A 15909-nucleotide genomic window follows, 5' to 3' on the forward strand; every position below is an offset into this window, starting at 1 on the left:
TCAGACTCCGCGATAGACCGGACGGCGCTTGTTGAGGAATGCCTCGCCGCCTTCATGCATGTCTTCGGTGCTGAAGAGCGTGGCAAACGCGAGCTGTTCCAGCATCAGCGCGGTATCCAGCGTGGCGTCCTGGCCGTTGTTGATCATCAGCTTGGCCATCGCGATGGAGTGCGGCGATTTCTCGGCAATGCGCTGCACGTAGGCCTTTGCCTCGGCCAGCAGTTCGTCCGCGGGCACCACCTTGTTGACCAGGCCGATGCGGTAGGCCTCGTCGGGTTTGATGATTTCGCCGGTAAAGATCATTTCCTTGGCGCGTGTCGCGCCGACCAGGCGGGTCAGCCGCTGCGTGCCCCCACGCCCCGGGATCAGGCCGACGTTGGTCTCGGTCTGGCCCATCAGGGCATTGTCCGCGGCGACGCGCAGGTCGCACGCCATGGCGAGTTCCAGGCCGCCGCCAAAGCACGGCCCGGCGATGGCCGCGACCACGGGGATGGTGCTGTGATGGATCAGCGCCCACAGGTCGGGCGCGCCGCTGGTCGGCACGAAGGCTTCGATCGGCCGGCGCGCGAGCATTTCGGGAATGTCGCCGCCCGCCACGAAGGCCTTGGTGCCGCCCCACAGGACGATGCCGCGAACCGTGCGGTCCGCCATCAGCGACGACAGCGCCGCGTAAAGGTCGCTGCGCAGTCCCGTGTTCAGCGCGTTGTACTTCTCCAGCCGGTTCATGGTGACGACGGCGCAGGGGCCGTCGCGGTCGATAAAGACGGTGTCGTACTCGGTGATGTCGGTCATCGGTGTCTCCGTTATTGCTGTGGGGTGCTTAGTGGATGAACTCGAACAGGCCGGCCGCGCCCATGCCGCCGGCAGCGCACATGGTCACGACGCCATACCTGGCCTTGCGGCGGCGGCCTTCGAGCAGGATGTGGCCGGTCTGGCGCGCCCCGGTCATGCCATACGGGTGGCCGATGGCGATGGCGCCGCCATTGACGTTGACGCGCTCCAGCGGCAGGCCGAGCTTGTCGATGCAGTACAGCGCCTGGCAGGCGAAGGCTTCGTTGAGCTCCCACAGGTCGATGTCGTCGATGGAAAGCTCGTTGCGCTCCAGCAGGCGCGGCACCGCGCGCACCGGGCCCACGCCCATTTCGTCCGGTTCCACGCCGGCGGTGGCCAGGCTGACGAAGTAGCCGAGCGGTTCCAGGCCGCGGCGTTCAGCCTCACGCTCGGACATCACCACCAGCGCCGCCGCGCCGTCGGACAACTGGCTGGAGTTGCCGGCCGTCACCTGGTAGCCCTCGCCCTTCACGGCGGGCAGCGCACCCAGGCCCGCCAGCGTGGTGTCGGGACGGACGCCTTCGTCGGCCTCGAGCAGGAACTCCACCGTCGAAGTCTCGCCGGTCACCTTATCCTTGACCGACTTCACCGTTGACAGCGGGACGATTTCCTCGGCGTAGCGGCCCGCCTTCTGTGCTTCCACGGTCAGTTGCTGGCTGCGCAGCGCGAACGCGTCGGAGCGCTGGCGCGACATGCCGTAGCGCTCGGCCAGGATTTCGGCCGTATCGATCATATGCAGGTAGACGTCGGGGCGGTTCTTCGCCAGCCACGCTTCCTGCTGGGCCACCTTCAGCGTGACCGGTTGCGACAGGCTGATGGATTCGACACCACCTGCCACCATCACCGGCACCTTGTCGATCAGCACGCGCTGCGCGGCAAACGCCACCGCCTGCAGGCCCGACGCGCAGAAGCGGGTCAGGGTCGTGCCGCTGACGGAGACCGGCAGGCCGGCGCGGATGCCGCCTTGCCGGGCGACGTTGCCGCCGGTTGCGGCGATGGGCTGGCCGCAGCCGAAGATGATGTCCTCGACTTCCGCGCCGTCGATTCCCGCGCGCTGGACGGCATGCTGGATGGCATGGCCCGCCATGGTTGCGCCATGGGTCATGTTGAATGCGCCCCGGGTGGCTTTGCCGATCGGGGTGCGGGCAAACGAAACGATCACTGCACGCGACATGGGTTCTCCTTTGTGGATGAGAGCGGGCACTGCTGGCCCGCCGGATCGAATATAGACAGTGGATACATTTGGGCGTCTGGTGAGCTGTGTTTTGCCTCGGACAAGATCTGGAAGCGTTGAGAGGCCGGATGCTTCGCATGGCTTGCTGCGTCAGTGCAGTCGACGCAGGCACTCAGTGTATCCACTGTCTACATACTAGGATTGCCGCCGCGCCGGCGTCAAGGAGTCGTTGGACAAGGTCGGGTTTACCTCCCTGTCGATGCGTTGGCGCCGCGGCGTCAGCCGGATCGGCGCAGGCGCTTTCGTTGCTAGGGTTTGCACTAGGGGCAAATGGCTTCCCGTTCCTTGACGCAGGCTGATGCGCTCCCTAGCATATAGACGCTGGATACATTGATGGCCAGCGATGCGGTGACGGGATAGCAGAAGTCGAAAGGAGCGAATATTGGAATTCACTGGCACACAGGTAATCAAGGCTTCCAGGGCAGAGGTCTGGAAGCGGTTGAACGATCCCGCGACCTTGCAGCAATGCCTGCCGGGATGCGAGCAATACGAGCAAGGCGAGGACGGCAGTTATGAGGCGGTCATCGTCGCGGCCGTCGGGCCGATCAAGGCCCGCTTCAAGGGAACCGTCCGCTTTTCCGGACACGAAGCAGGCATCGGCTACCACATCGAAGGCAGCGGCAGCGGTGGCGTCGCGGGATACGGCAAGCTGGGCGCCGACGTCCGGCTGGAAGACGCCGATGGCGGTACCACGCTGCACTATGTGGCCGCGGCACAGATCGGCGGAAAGCTCGCACAGATCGGATCCCGGCTGGTGGGATCGGTGGCGAACAAGTTCCTCGCAGAATTCTTTTCCCGCTTTGAGCAGCGGGTCACGCAGGAGATGGAGCGAAGTGCCTCCCTGGAAGCTTCCCTGGGGTAGGCTTCAGGCGGAAAGGGAGTACATCAAAAAATTTTTCCGTTTAGTATGATGATCGTAATACTATACGCATCGCGCGTGCTGATGCTGAAGTGATAACGGAGACACAGAGGCGACCGTGAAAATCGAAAACACCATCAATGGCGTGACCGGCACGACCGAGATCGAGCCAAGGCGGCTGCTGGTGCATATGCTGCGGGACCAGAAGCGCCTGACCGGCGTCCACATCGGCTGCGACACGTCCCAATGCGGCGCTTGCACGGTCCTGCTGGACGGTTCGACCGTGAAGTCATGCACGGTACTGGCCGCACAAACCGACGGCTGCGAACTCCGCACCATCGAGGGAATGGAGCATGACCGCACCACCGACGCCCTCAAGCAAGCCTTCAACGAACTGCATGGCTTGCAGTGCGGTTTCTGCACGCCGGGGATGCTGCTGGCGGCGCGCGCGCTGCTCGAGCACCAGCCGGCGCCGGCCGAGACCGATGTCAGGGAGGCGCTGCATGGCAACCTGTGCCGCTGCACCGGATACCAGAACATCGTCGATGCGGTGCTGCTCGCCGCGACCAGGCTGCGGCAAACGCAGGCCGTGATGCAAGGGGAGGCCTCCAGATGAGCGAAGCACCGAACGGCAGCGCAACCCGGTACATCGGCAAGTCGGTCGCGCGGCGGGAAGACAAGCGGCTGATGAGTGGCCAGGGCAGGTTCACCGATGACCATCGGTTCCCTGGCATGGTCTACGCAGCCTTTGTCAGATCGCCCTACGCCCACGCCAGCGTCACCGGCATCGACACGTCAGCCGCGTGCGCGCTTCCCGGCGTGGTTGGCGTGCTGACCTACGCGGATATCCACGGCAAGGTCGGCGACATCCGGCCGAACTGGGTGGTCGGCAATTCCAAGGTGCCGCCTCATCCGGCGCTTGCGGCGGAGCGCGTCCGGTACGTTGGGGAAGCCGTAGCGATGGTGGTTGCCGAGAGCCGGGAAATTGCGGCGGATGCCGCCGAGCTCGTCGCGGTGAGCTATCAGGAATTGACGCCGGTCGTCGATGCGGAAGCCGCGCTGGCGGACACCGCGCCCCAGCTCCACGATAACGTGCCGGGCAATCACATCGGCACGTTCCGGCTCAAGGGCGGCAGCTACGAGGACGCATTGAAGCGGGCCGACCGGGTGGTATCGATCCGGCTGGTCAACCAGAGGCTGATACCCAGCCCGCTCGAACCGCGCGCCTTGTGCGCGAACTTCGACCCGGTCGACGAGCGCCTCACGTTTATCGTCCCGACCCAGGTTCCGCACATGTCGCGACGCTGGCTTGCGGAAACCCTGCGCTGGCCCGAGCACCGGGTCAGGATCGTGGCGCCCGATATCGGCGGCGGATTCGGCGCGAAGATGCACTTCTATGCGGAAGAAGTGCTGGTGGCGTTCGCCTCCAGGCATTTCGGGCTCCCGGTAAGCTGGACCGAGACGCGCAGCGAAAACTTCGTCGCGACCACCCATGGCCGCGCGCATACCGAGTATGTGGAAGCGCCAGTCACGAGCGATGGCAAGGTGCTGGGCATCCGCTTGCGCTCGTTCGCCAACCTCGGCGCCTACCTGTCGAACATGGCGACCGGCATTCCCACCGTCAACACGGCCAACTACATCACGGGCAACTACCGGATTACTTCGGTCGACGTGGAAGTGAACCTGGTGACGACCAATACCACGCCGGTCGATGCATACCGCGGTGCCGGCCGTCCGGAAGCCGCATACATCATCGAGCGCCTGATGGACGCCGTGGCGGGGGAGCTGGACCTGGATCCGGTCGAGCTGCGGCGCCGCAACCTGGTGCAGCCCGACCAGTTTCCCTATTTGCCGCACGACGGCGCTCGCGGCAAATGGGACTCCGGGGATTACGAAGCCTGCCTGAACCAGGCAACCGAGCTGATCGGCTACCGGCGCTGGCGGGAGGAGCAGGCGGCGCTGCGCGAGCAGGGCAGGTACATCGGCATCGGCGTGACCTGTTATCTGGAGCTGGTCGGCATGGGCATTTCCCCGATGCTGGAAAAGGTCGGGTTCAACCGCGGCGGCTGGGAAAGCGCGCATATCCGCGTGCATTCCGATGGCAAGGTCACGCTGTTCAGCGGCTCGATGCCCCAAGGACACGGCCATGCCACCAGCTTCGCGCAGATCGTCGCGGATGCCTTGCAGCTGCCGATGGAAGATATCGATGTCGTGCAGGGCGACACTGACCGCGTGCTGGCTGGCCATGGCACCTTCAATTCACGCTCGATGCCCGTGGGCGGCAGCGCCGCCTATGTGGCAGCCGGCAAGATCCTGGCCAGGGCGAGGCGCATCGCCGCCTTCATGCTGGAAGTCCCCGAAGAGGAAGTGAACTATGCAGATGGCCGTTTCTCGAGCGCAGCCAATCCCACCGTTATCCCGTTCTCGCAGGTTGCAAGAATGGCATACCTTGCGCACAGGCTGCCCCGGGATTTTGAGGCAGGGCTGGATGAACGCGTCTTCTATGAGCCGGTCGCCCTGGGAGCGCCGAATGGCTGCCACGCCGTGGTCGTGGAGGTCGATGCAGAGACCGGAGTCGTGACGATTCTGGACTATGTGGCGGTCGACGACGTCGGGGTGATGATCAATCCGATGCTCTGTCACGGCCAGATGCACGGCGGCATCGCACAGGGAATCGGCCAGGCGCTGTTCGAGGAAGCCAGCTACGACGATGCCGGGCAGCTGCTGTCCGGTTCGCTGCTCGACTACGGCTTTCCGCGCATCGAGCAGATTCCTCGCATGCGCACCGGCTTCCATGTCTCTCCGGCGCCGTCCAACCCGATTGGCGTCAAGGGCATCGGGGAGGCGGGCTGCGTCGGTGCGCCGCCCGCGGTGGTGGCGGCGGTATGCGATGCACTGAAGCCATTCGGCATATCCCATCTCGATATGCCGCTGACGCCGCCGAAGGTCTGGCGTGCCATCCAACAGCGCCGGAGCGCGACATGATTCCTTACGAAGTCGAATACCTGAGGGCCGGCAGCGTGCAGCAGGCGCTTTCGCTCCTTGCCCAACACCCCGAGGCGAAGATCCTGGCCGGAGGTCATACGCTGCTGCCGATGATGAAGCTCAGGCTGGCGCGGCCCGCGCTGCTGGTGGACATCGGCCGCCTGCCAGAGCTCCGTGGGATCGCGGTCCATGAGGAGTCCGTTTCCATCGGCAGCGCCACGACGCACGCTGAACTCGAGGCGAGCGCGGAACTGAAGCAACTGGCACCGCTGTTCCCGCTCGCCGCCGCGGTGATCGCCGATCCGACCGTCAGGAACCGTGGCACGATCGGCGGCGCGCTGGTGCACGCGGATCCGTCGGCCGACTGGCCGGCTGTGGTGCTCGCCATGGACGCCGAGATGGAAGTCGTGGGCGAACGCGGGAGCAGGCGCATTCCCGCGCCTGAGTTCTTTGCCGGCTTCATGGCGACAGCCGTCGAGCCGGACGAAATCCTGACGCGCATCCACGTGCCATTGCCGGCGCCGGCCCGGGTCGGCTACCGCAAGTTCCGCCATCCGTCGTCCGGCTACGCGGTCGCCGCGGCGGCCGTTGCGATCAATGTCGGCAAGGACGGCTATACCTGGGGCCGGATTGCCATCACCGGCGTTGCCGATACGGCATTCCGCGCATGGGAGGCCGGTGCGTTGCTGGAAGGCAGCTTCGCGGAGCTGCCGGACAAGGTCGATGCCATCGTCGATGCCGCATTCGCCAACGTGTCCCCGCTGGAGGACAACTTTGCGGATGGGGCATACCGGATGCAGCTTGGCCGGGTGATGCTGAAGCGCGCGCTTGCCGATGCGCTAGAAGCGCCTGGCGCGGACTGAGTCTCCCGAAGGCGGGTTACGCTTGCGCGGCGCTGCGTGACCTCGCCTTCGGCTTGCCTGCGGCGGCCTCGTCGGCCGCCGCGGCTTTTTTCTTCTGGCCCGCTGCCAGCAGGCCGGTCAGCACGAACTGTTGTACGCTCTGCCGCCATTGTGCCAGCGCCACCCGCGGGCGAGGGCTGGGGCCCGTCGGCCTGGCACTGAAGAACATGCTGACACCGTGCATGGCCGACCAGGCGCAGCGCACCATCATGTCGTCGAACTGCCCGGCAAGACCGTTCTCGCCGAAATAGTCCTGCACGGCTCCCGACAACAGCTGGTAGGACGCGCTGCCGGCTTCGAGCAGTTCCGGATACCGCTCCTTGTCCTCGATCTGTGGCCCGAACATCAGGTAGAACAGCGCCGGATGCTTGACGGCAAACTCGATGTAGCCATCCATGACCGTCAGCAGCCGCGCTTCGGCGCTCATGTCCGGCGAGAGGCGGGCCCGCCGCACCGCGACCAGTTCCCGGAACCCTTCGGCGGCGATCGCGGCCAGCAGGCCCTCCTTGTCGGAGAACTGGTTGCGCGGCGCGCCGTGTGAAACCCCGGCGAGCTTGGCCGCGGAGCGCAGCGTCAGTCCATGGACGCCCTGGCTGGCGAGGATTTCGCGGCCGCAACGGATCATTTCTTCCCGCAGGTTGCCATGGTGATAGCTTTGGCGGGCTGGGCGCTTGGTGGAGGTGGTCATGAAAATGCGGGTGGCAATATCGTCAGGCCTCCATATTAGCGCCATCCTGTCCCATGTTCGTGCGCGTTATTGCGCACCGGCAGGCCAATGTCGGCGCGGGCCGCAACGGGCAGTTAACGTAGCAGCGCGTCGATGACCTGGACGTCTTCAAAGGCGATCGGCGAGCCATCGGCGCGCGACAACGGCGGCGCCACGATCTCGCTGCCGGTCTGCTTGTCGACGAAACGCTTGGCGCGCCGCTTCGGCTGCGCCACCCATCGCTCTGCCCAGGCCTTGAGGCTCAGGTACGTCGGCAGGAAATCGCGTGCGCTGTCGGTCAGGAAATAGGCGCAACGCGTGCTGCCCTCAAGCTTCCTTCGTTCCAGCAGGCCATGATCGGTCATCGCCTGGAGCCTGGCGCTCAGGATGTTGGAAGCGATGCCGAGCCGGCGCTGGAACTCCTCGAACCGTGTCGACCCGTAATACGCTTCGCGCAGGATCAGGATGACCCAGCGCTCGCCCAGTACTGCCGATGCATGGGCGACAGGACATGGCATGGCAAGGAAGCGGGATTGGCTCATGTCGGCTCGGGTGCCGGCGCAGGAGGCGCCCGCCTTACAGGCCGGCGTGAAGGCCGGCCTGGACTGCGTCCAGGATCTCGCCGGACAGCGCTTCCGACCTGACCGAGCGCGCCAGCACCATCCCGCCGACCATGGCCGCCAGCGTGACGATGGCATCCTTGCGCGCAGCCTCGTCATCGCCTCCGGCAATGGCATCGATCAGCGCTGTCACGCGCGCCTCGAAGCGCTTGCGGGTCCTGGCGTCAAGCCGGGATACATCGGCGCCGAGCGCCGCGATGGCGCAGCCCGTGCCGGGATTGTCGCGGTGCTTCTTGTTCACATAGGCCTGGACGACGGCTTGCTTGCGCTGCCGCGAAGATGCCACCGAGGTCGCATCCTCCAGGAAATCCATGGTCTGGTCAAAGGCCGCGTCGATGGCCTCGGCGACCAGCGCGTCCTTGGATTCGAAGTGTGCGTAAAAGCCGCCATGCGTGAGGCCGGCGCTTTTCATCAACTGCGCAACGCCGATGCCGTTGACGCCATGCTTGCGGAATTGCGTCGAGGCGGCCTTGACGATGTGCTTGTGGGTTTCAGCCTTCTGGTCGAGCGAGTAGCGCATGATGGGGAGCCAGCGATGGCAATGTCAGTCTCTGCAATATATAGCATTACGATCGTCATTGCATCGGGCGCTTCCCGAGGTCTGCCAACCGCGCGGGGAATGTGGTTGCCTGAACGCTCGCGCCACCCGCTTCACTAGGGATAGCACCAAGGCAGCAGCGGGGTGATCCTCCTTGACCATGCCGCATCGCCTGACTAGGATGTAGACGCTGGATACATCAGCGGGGCATTGCAGACTCGCGACAAGCGGCATGGGGAGCGTCGTGGCCGCTGCAGTCGTTCGCCCTTTGATATGACGATCATCATTGCATGACAGACAACGGAGACAACGCGCATGAAACCACAGCAATCCAGCTCGCCCGGGACGGTTGACGTCCAGGCGTTCATTGACAGCCAGCGATTCTCGCCTTACCAATGGATGATTCTTATCGTCTGCTTTCTGGTGGTGGTGGCGGATGGCTTCGACACCGCCGCGATCGGCTATGTGGCGCCATCGCTGACAAAGGAGTGGGGCGTTTCAAAGCTGGCGATGGGCAATGTGCTGAGCGCTTCGCTGGTTGGCCTTGCGCTCGGCGCGCTGATCGCCGGACCCTTTGCCGACCGCTTCGGGCGCAAGCCCGTGCTGGGTGTATCGGTGGCGGTCTTCGGCCTGTTCAGCCTTGCCACCGCGTCGGCGGCGTCCGCCGTCGAGCTGTCCGGCTGGCGCTTCCTGACGGGCATGGGGCTGGGCGCCGCCATTCCCAACGCGACCACGCTGCTGGCCGAGTATGCGCCCGCCAGGCGCCGCGCCTTCCTGGTGAACAGCATGTTTTGCGGCTTTACGCTGGGCGCCGCGGGCGGCGGCTTCCTTGCCGCGGTCGTGATTCCGGAGTTCGGCTGGCGCAGCGTCTTTATCGTCGGCGGCGTGGTGCCGCTGGTCCTTGCCGTCATGGTGCTGGCGTTGCCGGAGTCGATCCGCTTCATGGTGCTGCGCGACTGGCCGGCGCAGCGGATCGGTGCGGTGCTGCGGCGCATCGCAGGTTCCGCGCAATTCCAGGCGGCGCGCTTTACCTTGCCGGATGACCAGGCCGACAAGCTGCGCTCGCCGCTCGGGCTGATCCTGTCGCAAAAGTACCGGATGGGCACGTTCATGCTCTGGACCACCTATTTCATGGGTGTCCTGGTCTTCTACCTGGTGACGAGCTGGATGCCGACCCTGGTCAACGAAACCGGCGCGACCCCGGCCGAGGCAGCGCTGATCGCAGCACTGTTCCCGCTGGGTGGCACGCTGGGCGCGATGGCGTGCGGCTGGCTGATGGACCGCATCGATCCGCATCGCATCATCGGCCTGGCCTACTTCTTTGCTGGCGTGTTCATCCTGGCAATGGCTCATGCGACCAGTGGCGCATACCTGACCATGCTGACGCCCGTCGCCGGGCTGTTCATGGGCGCGGGCCTGGTATCGATGCCAGCGCTGGCCGCCTCATTCTATCCAACGCAGGGTCGCGCCTGTGGCGTCGGCTGGATGCTCGGCATCGGGCGCTTTGGCGGCATCCTCGGCGCCGTTGCCGGTGGCACGCTGTTGCAGCTGGGTCTCGGCATGAGCGCGATCCTGAGCATCCTCGCCGTGCCCTCCGTTCTCGCTGCCATCGCCGTCGCGGCAAAGGGAATGGCGGCAGACGGGAAGCCGTCGCCGCAGGCGGCTGTTGCCAACGAGGCATGACCCATTTGTTGGCCCCCGGGTATTGACCGAGACATGAGCCTGCCCCGCTTGCCCGGGGGCGCGGACGCGGGCTCCACCGGCAGGAACGATCATGGAAAGCGTGGATCTTGAAGTCTTGAGAAGCAGCGTCCGCTGGAGCGGGCAGGGGCACCGCAGTTTGCTGGTGACGGTGGTCCGTACCTGGGGTTCGTCGCCAAGGCCGGCCGGCGCGATGCTGGCGGTGCGCGACGACGGCCTGGTTGTGGGCTCGGTCTCCGGCGGCTGCATCGAGGACGACATCATCGACCAGACCCGGCGCGAGGGCATTCGCGACGGCAGACCCAAGGTGCTCCGGTACGGCGTCAGTGCCGAGGAAGCACACCACTTTGGCTTGCCTTGCGGCGGAACCATTGAACTGGTGGCGGAGGCAGTATGCACGGCAAGCGGGTTGCGTGAACTGCTGCAGGCGGTGGAGGATGGCCGTCTGGTGACGCGCACGCTCGATGTGGCGACCGGCGTCGCCACGCTTGGACCGGCCGCGGCCGCCGACGGCCTGGCGTTCGACGGCAGGTTCCTGTCGACCATCCACGGACCGCGCTATCGCATGCTGGTGATCGGCGCCGGACAGCTTTCGAAGTACCTCTGTGAAATCGCCGTCGGGCTGGGCTTCGACGTCACGGTGTGCGACCCGCGCGAGGAATATAGCGATGCCTGGACGCTCCCCGGCATCACCATGGTGCGAACCATGCCGGACGACACGGTGATGGAGATGGCCCTCGACGAGCGCAGTGCGGTGGTGGCGCTGACACACGACCCCAAGCTAGACGACCTGGCCCTGATGGAGGCGCTGCGCACCCCGGCCTTCTATGTCGGCGCACTGGGTTCGCGCCGCAACAACCAGGCGCGGCGCGAGCGCTTGAAGGAATTCGACCTGAACAGCAGGCAGCTGGCGCGGCTGCATGGGCCGGCCGGCATCTATATCGGCAGCCGTACGCCGCCGGAAATCGCCATTTCGATCCTTGCCGAGGTGGTGGCAGCGCGGAATCAGGTGCGCCTGCCGGATGACCTGAAGGTCGAACAGGCGAAATCCCTCCGGGAGATTCCGGCGGATACCATTAGCGCGTGCGGGATATCGGCAGGCCGTAACGATGTTCCGGCCTGACCAGCGTGAAGGCCGCGGCCGCGCCATGGCGGTCGCGGCCGCCCGCGTCATGTAGTGCTTGCGGGAGTGCCCGCGCCACCGTCGTCCATATCCGCGCGATGCTGCGTGACTGCAGGCTTGCCCGGATCCCTCTCTTTCGCATCGGCAGGCACCCTGATCCGGTACCAGATGGCATACATCGCCGGCAGGAACACCAGGGTCAGCACCGTGCCGGCGAGGGTACCGCCGATCAGCGTGTAAGCCAGCGTTCCCCAGAACACCGATTGCGTCAGCGGAATAAAGGCCAGCACTGCCGCCAGCGCGGTCAGGAGTACCGGACGGGTACGTTGCACCGTCGCTTCAACGATCGCGTCGAACGGCGCCATGCCCGCGTGCTTGTTCTCGTGGATCTGCCCGATCAGGATCAATGTGTTGCGCATCAGGATGCCGGACAGCGCGATCAGCCCGACCAGGGCGTTGATCCCGAACGGCTGCCGGAACAGCAGCAAGGTCGGCACCACGCCGATCAGTCCCAGCGGGCTGGTGGCAAGCACCATGACCATGGCGGAGATCGAACGCACCTGCAGGATGATGATCAGCAGGGTCAGGGCCAGCATGATCGGGAACAGCGGCAGCAACGCCTTGGTGGCCTTGTCGGATTCCTCGATGGCGCCAGCCTGCTCGATCCGGTAGCCAGCCGGCAACCTGGCGAGGATCGGCTGCAGCTGTTGCTGGATCACCGCGGACACATCGGGCGGCTGCAATCCCTCGGCGATATCGCCGCGTACCGTGATCGTCGGCGTACGGTCGCGGCGGCGCAGGATCGGATCTTCCATGCGCACATCGACGGTGCCTACCTGGGACAGCGGAATGCGCTGTCCTGCCGCCCCGGTCAAGGTGAAGCCGGAGATCTTCGCCGGGTCCAGGCGGATGTCTCCCGCGGCGCGCGCCAGCACCTGCACCGAGCGGATGTCCTCGCGCACTTCGGTGACCGGCAGGCCGTTGAGCAGCAGCTGCAGTTGCTGCGCCACGCCGCTGGAAGTCAGCCCTACGGCCTGCAGGCGATCCTGCTGCAGCGTGAAGTGCAAGGCGGGCGCACGCGAGCCCCAGTCGGTATTGACGGTTCTCATCAACGGGCTGCTCTCCATTACGCGGCGCACGTCCGCGGAAATCGCACGCAGCTTGTCCGGATCCGGCCCCGCGACGCGGAATGCCACCGGGAAGGGCGAGTATGGGCCGAATACCAGCTGGCTGACGCGCACGCGGGCCTCGGGCGCCAGCCCATCGGCAATGGCCTGGCGCAGACGGACCTTCAGCGCTTCGCGTTCGGCCTGGCTGTCGGTCCGCACCACGAGCTTCGCAAAGGAGGGATCCGGCAGTTCCGGCGACATGGCGAGATAGAAGCGGGGCGCGCCCTGGCCGACGTAGGCCGTCACGATCTTCGCCTCCGGCTGGCGCGCGAGCCACGCTTCGACCTTGGCCGTGGTCGCGCTGGTCCGGGCAATCGCCGTGCCATAGGGCATCTGGATTTCGACCAGCACCTCGGGTCGATCGGAAGTCGGGAAGAATTGCTTCTTGACGATGTCCATGCCCAGCACCGACACCACGAAGCTGCCCACCACGACCGCGGCCACGAGCCACTTGCGCCCGATGACGCGCCCCAGCAGGCGGCGGAAGCGGTGGTAGTTCGGCGTGCCATAGATGGCATCGTGCCCGCCTTCGGCCTTGACGATCCCGGGCAGCAGCTTGACGCCCAGGTAGGGCGTAAAGGCGACGGCGACGATCCAGGACACGACCAGGGCAATGCCCACGATCCAGAACATGTTGCTGGTGTATTCGCCGGCCGTTGAGCGCGCAAAGCCGTTGGGCATGAAGCCCACCGCCGTGACCAGCGTGCCCGACAGCATCGGCGCGGCGGTGTGGCTCCAGGCATAGGCGGAGGCGGCGATGCGGCTGTAGCCTTCCTCCATCTTGACCACCATCATCTCGATCGCGATGATGGCGTCGTCCACCAGCAGGCCGAGCGCCAGGATCAGCGCACCCAGGGTAATGCGGTCGAAATTCTTCCCTGTCGCCGCCATGACCACGAACACCGCGGCCAGCGTCAGCGGCACAGCGGCCGCCACGACGATGCCGACGCGCCAGCCCATGCTCACGAAGCACACCACCAGCACCACTATCAGCGCGACAAAGAACTTGACCATGAACTCGTCGACCGATGCGCTGATGTTGACGGACTGGTCGGTCACTTTGGCCAGGCTCATGCCCAGCGGCAACGCTTCATTGATCGCCGACACTTCCGCATCCAGCGCCTTGCCGAGGTCCAGGCCGTTCCAGCCGTCGCGCATCACCACGCCCAGCAGCAGCGCGGGTTCGCCGTTGTTGCGGACGAGCAAGGTCGCCGGATCCTCGTAGCCGCGCTCCACCGTGGCGACATCCGAAAGCTGGAGGGTCCGGCCCTGCGCCACCACCGGCGTGTCGCGGATCTTCTGCAGCTTGTCGAAGGCCCCATCGAGGCGAATGAAGACCTGCGGACCCGCGGTGTCGATCGACCCGGCGGGCGTGAGGGCGTTCTGGCTGCTCAGGGCCGCGAAGATGTCCTGCGGCGAGATGCCCAGCGTGGCCAGGCGATCATGGGAAAAGCTGACGAAGATGCGCTCGGACTGTTCCCCGATGATATTCACCTTCTTCACGCCTGCGACGTGCAGCAGGCGCTGGCGCAATGCTTCGGCGTCGCGGACCAGCGCCCGCTGCGGCTCGCCCTTCGCCTTCAACGCGAACAGCGCGAAGGTTACGTCCGAATACTCGTCGTTGACGATCGGGCCGATCACGCCGGCAGGCAGCGCGGCGGACTCATCCCGCAGCTTCTTGCGCGCCTGGTAGAACTCTTCCTGGACCTCCGCTGGCGGGGTGCTGTCGAGCAGGGTGACGGTGGTGAATGCCAGGCCGGGGCGGGTGTAGGTTTCCGTCCGGTCGTACCAGCGCAGTTCCTGCATGCGTTTTTCCAGCCGTTCCGCCACCTGGTCCTGCATCTCCTGCGCCGTCGCGCCCGGCCAGGCCGTGATGACGGTCATGGTCTTCACCGTGAATGCGGGATCTTCCGCGCGGCCAAGCTGGAAGAAGGCGATGACGCCTGCCACCGACACCAGGAGGATCAGGAACAGCGTGACGGATCGCTCGCGCACCGCGAGCGCCGAAAGGTTGAAACCACTCATTGCTGGGCTCCCTGGCCGGACGCCTGCGCGGCCCCGGTCCCGATTGCCGCGATCCGCACCTGCTCGCCCTCGCGCAGCAGGTGGGCGCCCAGCGCGATGATCCGGTCGCCGGCGCGGAGGTCACCCGCGACACGCGCGGCATCGTCGTCCAGGCTGCGTACCTTCACCGGGCGCCAGCTGACGCGATTGGACTTTCCGTTCACCACCCACACGCCCGGGCCTTTGCCCGGATCGAAGAGCGCACCGATCGGTACCTGCAGGTCGGCTTGCGCCGAAGCGCGGCGGACTTCCGGGATGCGGAGGACAACGGTGGCGCCGAGCGGGGCCTCGGCCAGCGCGCCTTCGAGCACGTACCTCGCTTCGTAGGTGCGGGTCTGCCGATCCGCCGCGTTGGAAAGCTGTCTGAGTTTTGCCGGCACCGTCAGCGTGTCGTTGCCGTAAAGGGTCGCCTCGCCGACCGAACCCACCGGCGGCAGAAGGGTTTCAGGGAGGTGAACCACTGCTTCGCGCCGCCCCGCATGCGCCACGCGCACCACCACCTGGCCGGCATTGACGACCTGCCCGGCATCGGCAAGCGTTTCCACGACCACGCCGTCGGCGTCAGCGACCAGGACTGCGTAGCCGGTGGCATTCCTCGCCACGCCGGCCTGGGCTTCCGCTGCCTTGAGTTGTGCCCTGGCCGATTCCGCCGCGGCCCTGACCTGGTCGTAGGCCGATGCCGATACCGCGCCGGTTCCGACCAGGTCGCGGTAGCGGGCTTCGTCCTCCGCCGTTTGCCTGGCCCGGGCCCGCGCGGCAACGACCGTTTCCTGCTGCGCGTGCGCGGCCAGCTTCAGGTCGTTGGGGTCGATACGCATCAGCGGCTGGCCGCGCTTGACCGCCTGGCCCGTATCGACAAGCCGCTCCAGGACTTTGCCCGGGACACGAAAGCCCAGGTCGCCCTGGACGCGGGCGGCAATGGTTCCGGTGAAAGAGCGTGTGGCGGCGGCCGGGTCCTGGACGATTCCGACCCGGACCAGCGGGGGCTGGATGCGTGGATCGGCCGCCGGCGGCTCGCCGCAAGCGGCTAGTGCAAGTGGCAACACGCACGCGGCGGCGGATAAAGCGATTCGGCGCTGAAGCATAAGGTCCTCTCTATGCGAGACTGGACCTGAATTATTGGTTGTGTGACCAATTTAGTCAATGGTCACGGCCATCCATGGGACCCATGGCGGCG

13 protein-coding genes are annotated in these 15909 nt (G+C 65.8%); 6 read left to right on the forward strand and 7 right to left on the reverse strand.

From position 1 onward, the window contains the following. Both J8I82_RS02355 and J8I82_RS02360 read right to left on the reverse strand, forming a co-directional pair. Nucleotides 1-792 (reverse strand): enoyl-CoA hydratase/isomerase family protein, encoded by a 792-nt coding sequence (locus J8I82_RS02355; RefSeq protein ID WP_209754222.1) that lies wholly within the window; start codon nt 790-792, stop codon nt 1-3. A 28-nt stretch (nt 793-820) separates the two neighbouring features. Next, nucleotides 821-2005: an acetyl-CoA C-acyltransferase gene (locus J8I82_RS02360; RefSeq protein WP_209754223.1), complete on the reverse strand. Its 1185-nt coding sequence runs from the start codon at nt 2003-2005 to the stop codon at nt 821-823. 442 nt (nt 2006-2447) lie between these two features. Here J8I82_RS02360 and J8I82_RS02365 point away from each other — a divergent pair, with 442 nt between their 5' ends. The 4 genes from J8I82_RS02365 to J8I82_RS02380 all read left to right on the forward strand — a co-directional run bounded on the left by J8I82_RS02365 (nt 2448) and on the right by J8I82_RS02380 (nt 6772). Next, complete coding sequence (locus J8I82_RS02365; RefSeq protein ID WP_209754224.1) at nt 2448-2927, forward strand: SRPBCC family protein; 480 nt, start codon at nt 2448-2450, stop codon at nt 2925-2927. Between the two features lie 115 nt (nt 2928-3042). Next, nucleotides 3043-3540 (forward strand): (2Fe-2S)-binding protein, encoded by a 498-nt coding sequence (locus J8I82_RS02370; protein ID WP_209754225.1) that lies wholly within the window; start codon nt 3043-3045, stop codon nt 3538-3540. Further along, nucleotides 3537-5909, forward strand: coding sequence for a xanthine dehydrogenase family protein molybdopterin-binding subunit (locus J8I82_RS02375; protein WP_209754226.1), 2373 nt, complete (start codon nt 3537-3539; stop codon nt 5907-5909). Before J8I82_RS02370 ends, J8I82_RS02375 begins: the two co-directional genes overlap by 4 nt. Further along, entirely contained in the window at nt 5906-6772 is an 867-nt protein-coding gene (locus J8I82_RS02380; RefSeq protein WP_209754227.1) for an FAD binding domain-containing protein, read from the forward strand. The genes J8I82_RS02375 and J8I82_RS02380 overlap by 4 nt, the downstream gene beginning before the upstream one ends. Nucleotides 6773-6788: 16 nt before the next feature. Here the strand turns inward: J8I82_RS02380 and J8I82_RS02385 are convergent, their stop codons facing one another. The 3 genes from J8I82_RS02385 to J8I82_RS02395 form a co-directional block, all read right to left on the reverse strand. Next, entirely contained in the window at nt 6789-7499 is a 711-nt protein-coding gene (locus J8I82_RS02385) for a TetR/AcrR family transcriptional regulator (RefSeq protein WP_209754228.1), read from the reverse strand. A gap of 113 nt (nt 7500-7612) precedes the next feature. Further along, a complete protein-coding gene (locus J8I82_RS02390) occupies nt 7613-8059 on the reverse strand; it encodes a winged helix-turn-helix transcriptional regulator (protein WP_209754229.1) in 447 nt (148 codons plus the stop codon). A gap of 34 nt (nt 8060-8093) precedes the next feature. Beyond that, nucleotides 8094-8657, reverse strand: coding sequence for a TetR/AcrR family transcriptional regulator (locus tag J8I82_RS02395; protein ID WP_209754230.1), 564 nt, complete (start codon nt 8655-8657; stop codon nt 8094-8096). A 333-nt stretch (nt 8658-8990) separates the two neighbouring features. On the opposite strand from J8I82_RS02395, the gene J8I82_RS02400 reads away from it, so the two are divergent. Continuing rightward, nucleotides 8991-10358 carry an MFS transporter gene (locus J8I82_RS02400; protein WP_209754231.1) on the forward strand — a complete coding sequence of 456 codons (1368 nt, stop codon included), beginning with the start codon at nt 8991-8993 and terminating at the stop codon, nt 10356-10358. Between the two features lie 91 nt (nt 10359-10449). Then, on the forward strand, nt 10450-11499 hold the full coding sequence (locus J8I82_RS02405; RefSeq protein WP_209754232.1) for an XdhC family protein: 1050 nt from the start codon (nt 10450-10452) through the stop codon (nt 11497-11499). Nucleotides 11500-11546: 47 nt separating this feature from the next. On the opposite strand, the gene J8I82_RS02410 is transcribed toward J8I82_RS02405, so the two are convergent. Beyond that, nucleotides 11547-14693 carry an efflux RND transporter permease subunit gene (locus tag J8I82_RS02410; RefSeq protein WP_209754233.1) on the reverse strand — a complete coding sequence of 1049 codons (3147 nt, stop codon included), beginning with the start codon at nt 14691-14693 and terminating at the stop codon, nt 11547-11549. Then, nucleotides 14690-15817 (reverse strand): efflux RND transporter periplasmic adaptor subunit, encoded by a 1128-nt coding sequence (locus J8I82_RS02415; RefSeq protein WP_209754234.1) that lies wholly within the window; start codon nt 15815-15817, stop codon nt 14690-14692. Before J8I82_RS02415 ends, J8I82_RS02410 begins: the two co-directional genes overlap by 4 nt. Nucleotides 15818-15909: the final 92 nt, after the last annotated feature.

The organism is Cupriavidus consociatus (assembly GCF_017814975.1).
Lineage (GTDB): Bacteria > Pseudomonadota > Gammaproteobacteria > Burkholderiales > Burkholderiaceae > Cupriavidus > Cupriavidus consociatus.

Coding starts and splice junctions, on each gene's coding strand:
- J8I82_RS02355 (WP_209754222.1), bottom strand. CDS start 792: ATGACCGACATCACCGAGTACGACACCGTCTTTATCGACCGCGACGGC.
- J8I82_RS02360 (WP_209754223.1), bottom strand. CDS start 2,005: ATGTCGCGTGCAGTGATCGTTTCGTTTGCCCGCACCCCGATCGGCAAA.
- J8I82_RS02375 (WP_209754226.1), top strand. CDS start 3,537: ATGAGCGAAGCACCGAACGGCAGCGCAACCCGGTACATCGGCAAGTCG.
- J8I82_RS02380 (WP_209754227.1), top strand. CDS start 5,906: ATGATTCCTTACGAAGTCGAATACCTGAGGGCCGGCAGCGTGCAGCAG.
- J8I82_RS02385 (WP_209754228.1), bottom strand. CDS start 7,499: ATGACCACCTCCACCAAGCGCCCAGCCCGCCAAAGCTATCACCATGGC.
- J8I82_RS02390 (WP_209754229.1), bottom strand. CDS start 8,059: ATGAGCCAATCCCGCTTCCTTGCCATGCCATGTCCTGTCGCCCATGCA.
- J8I82_RS02395 (WP_209754230.1), bottom strand. CDS start 8,657: ATGCGCTACTCGCTCGACCAGAAGGCTGAAACCCACAAGCACATCGTC.
- J8I82_RS02400 (WP_209754231.1), top strand. CDS start 8,991: ATGAAACCACAGCAATCCAGCTCGCCCGGGACGGTTGACGTCCAGGCG.
- J8I82_RS02405 (WP_209754232.1), top strand. CDS start 10,450: ATGGAAAGCGTGGATCTTGAAGTCTTGAGAAGCAGCGTCCGCTGGAGC.
- J8I82_RS02410 (WP_209754233.1), bottom strand. CDS start 14,693: ATGAGTGGTTTCAACCTTTCGGCGCTCGCGGTGCGCGAGCGATCCGTC.
- J8I82_RS02415 (WP_209754234.1), bottom strand. CDS start 15,817: ATGCTTCAGCGCCGAATCGCTTTATCCGCCGCCGCGTGCGTGTTGCCA.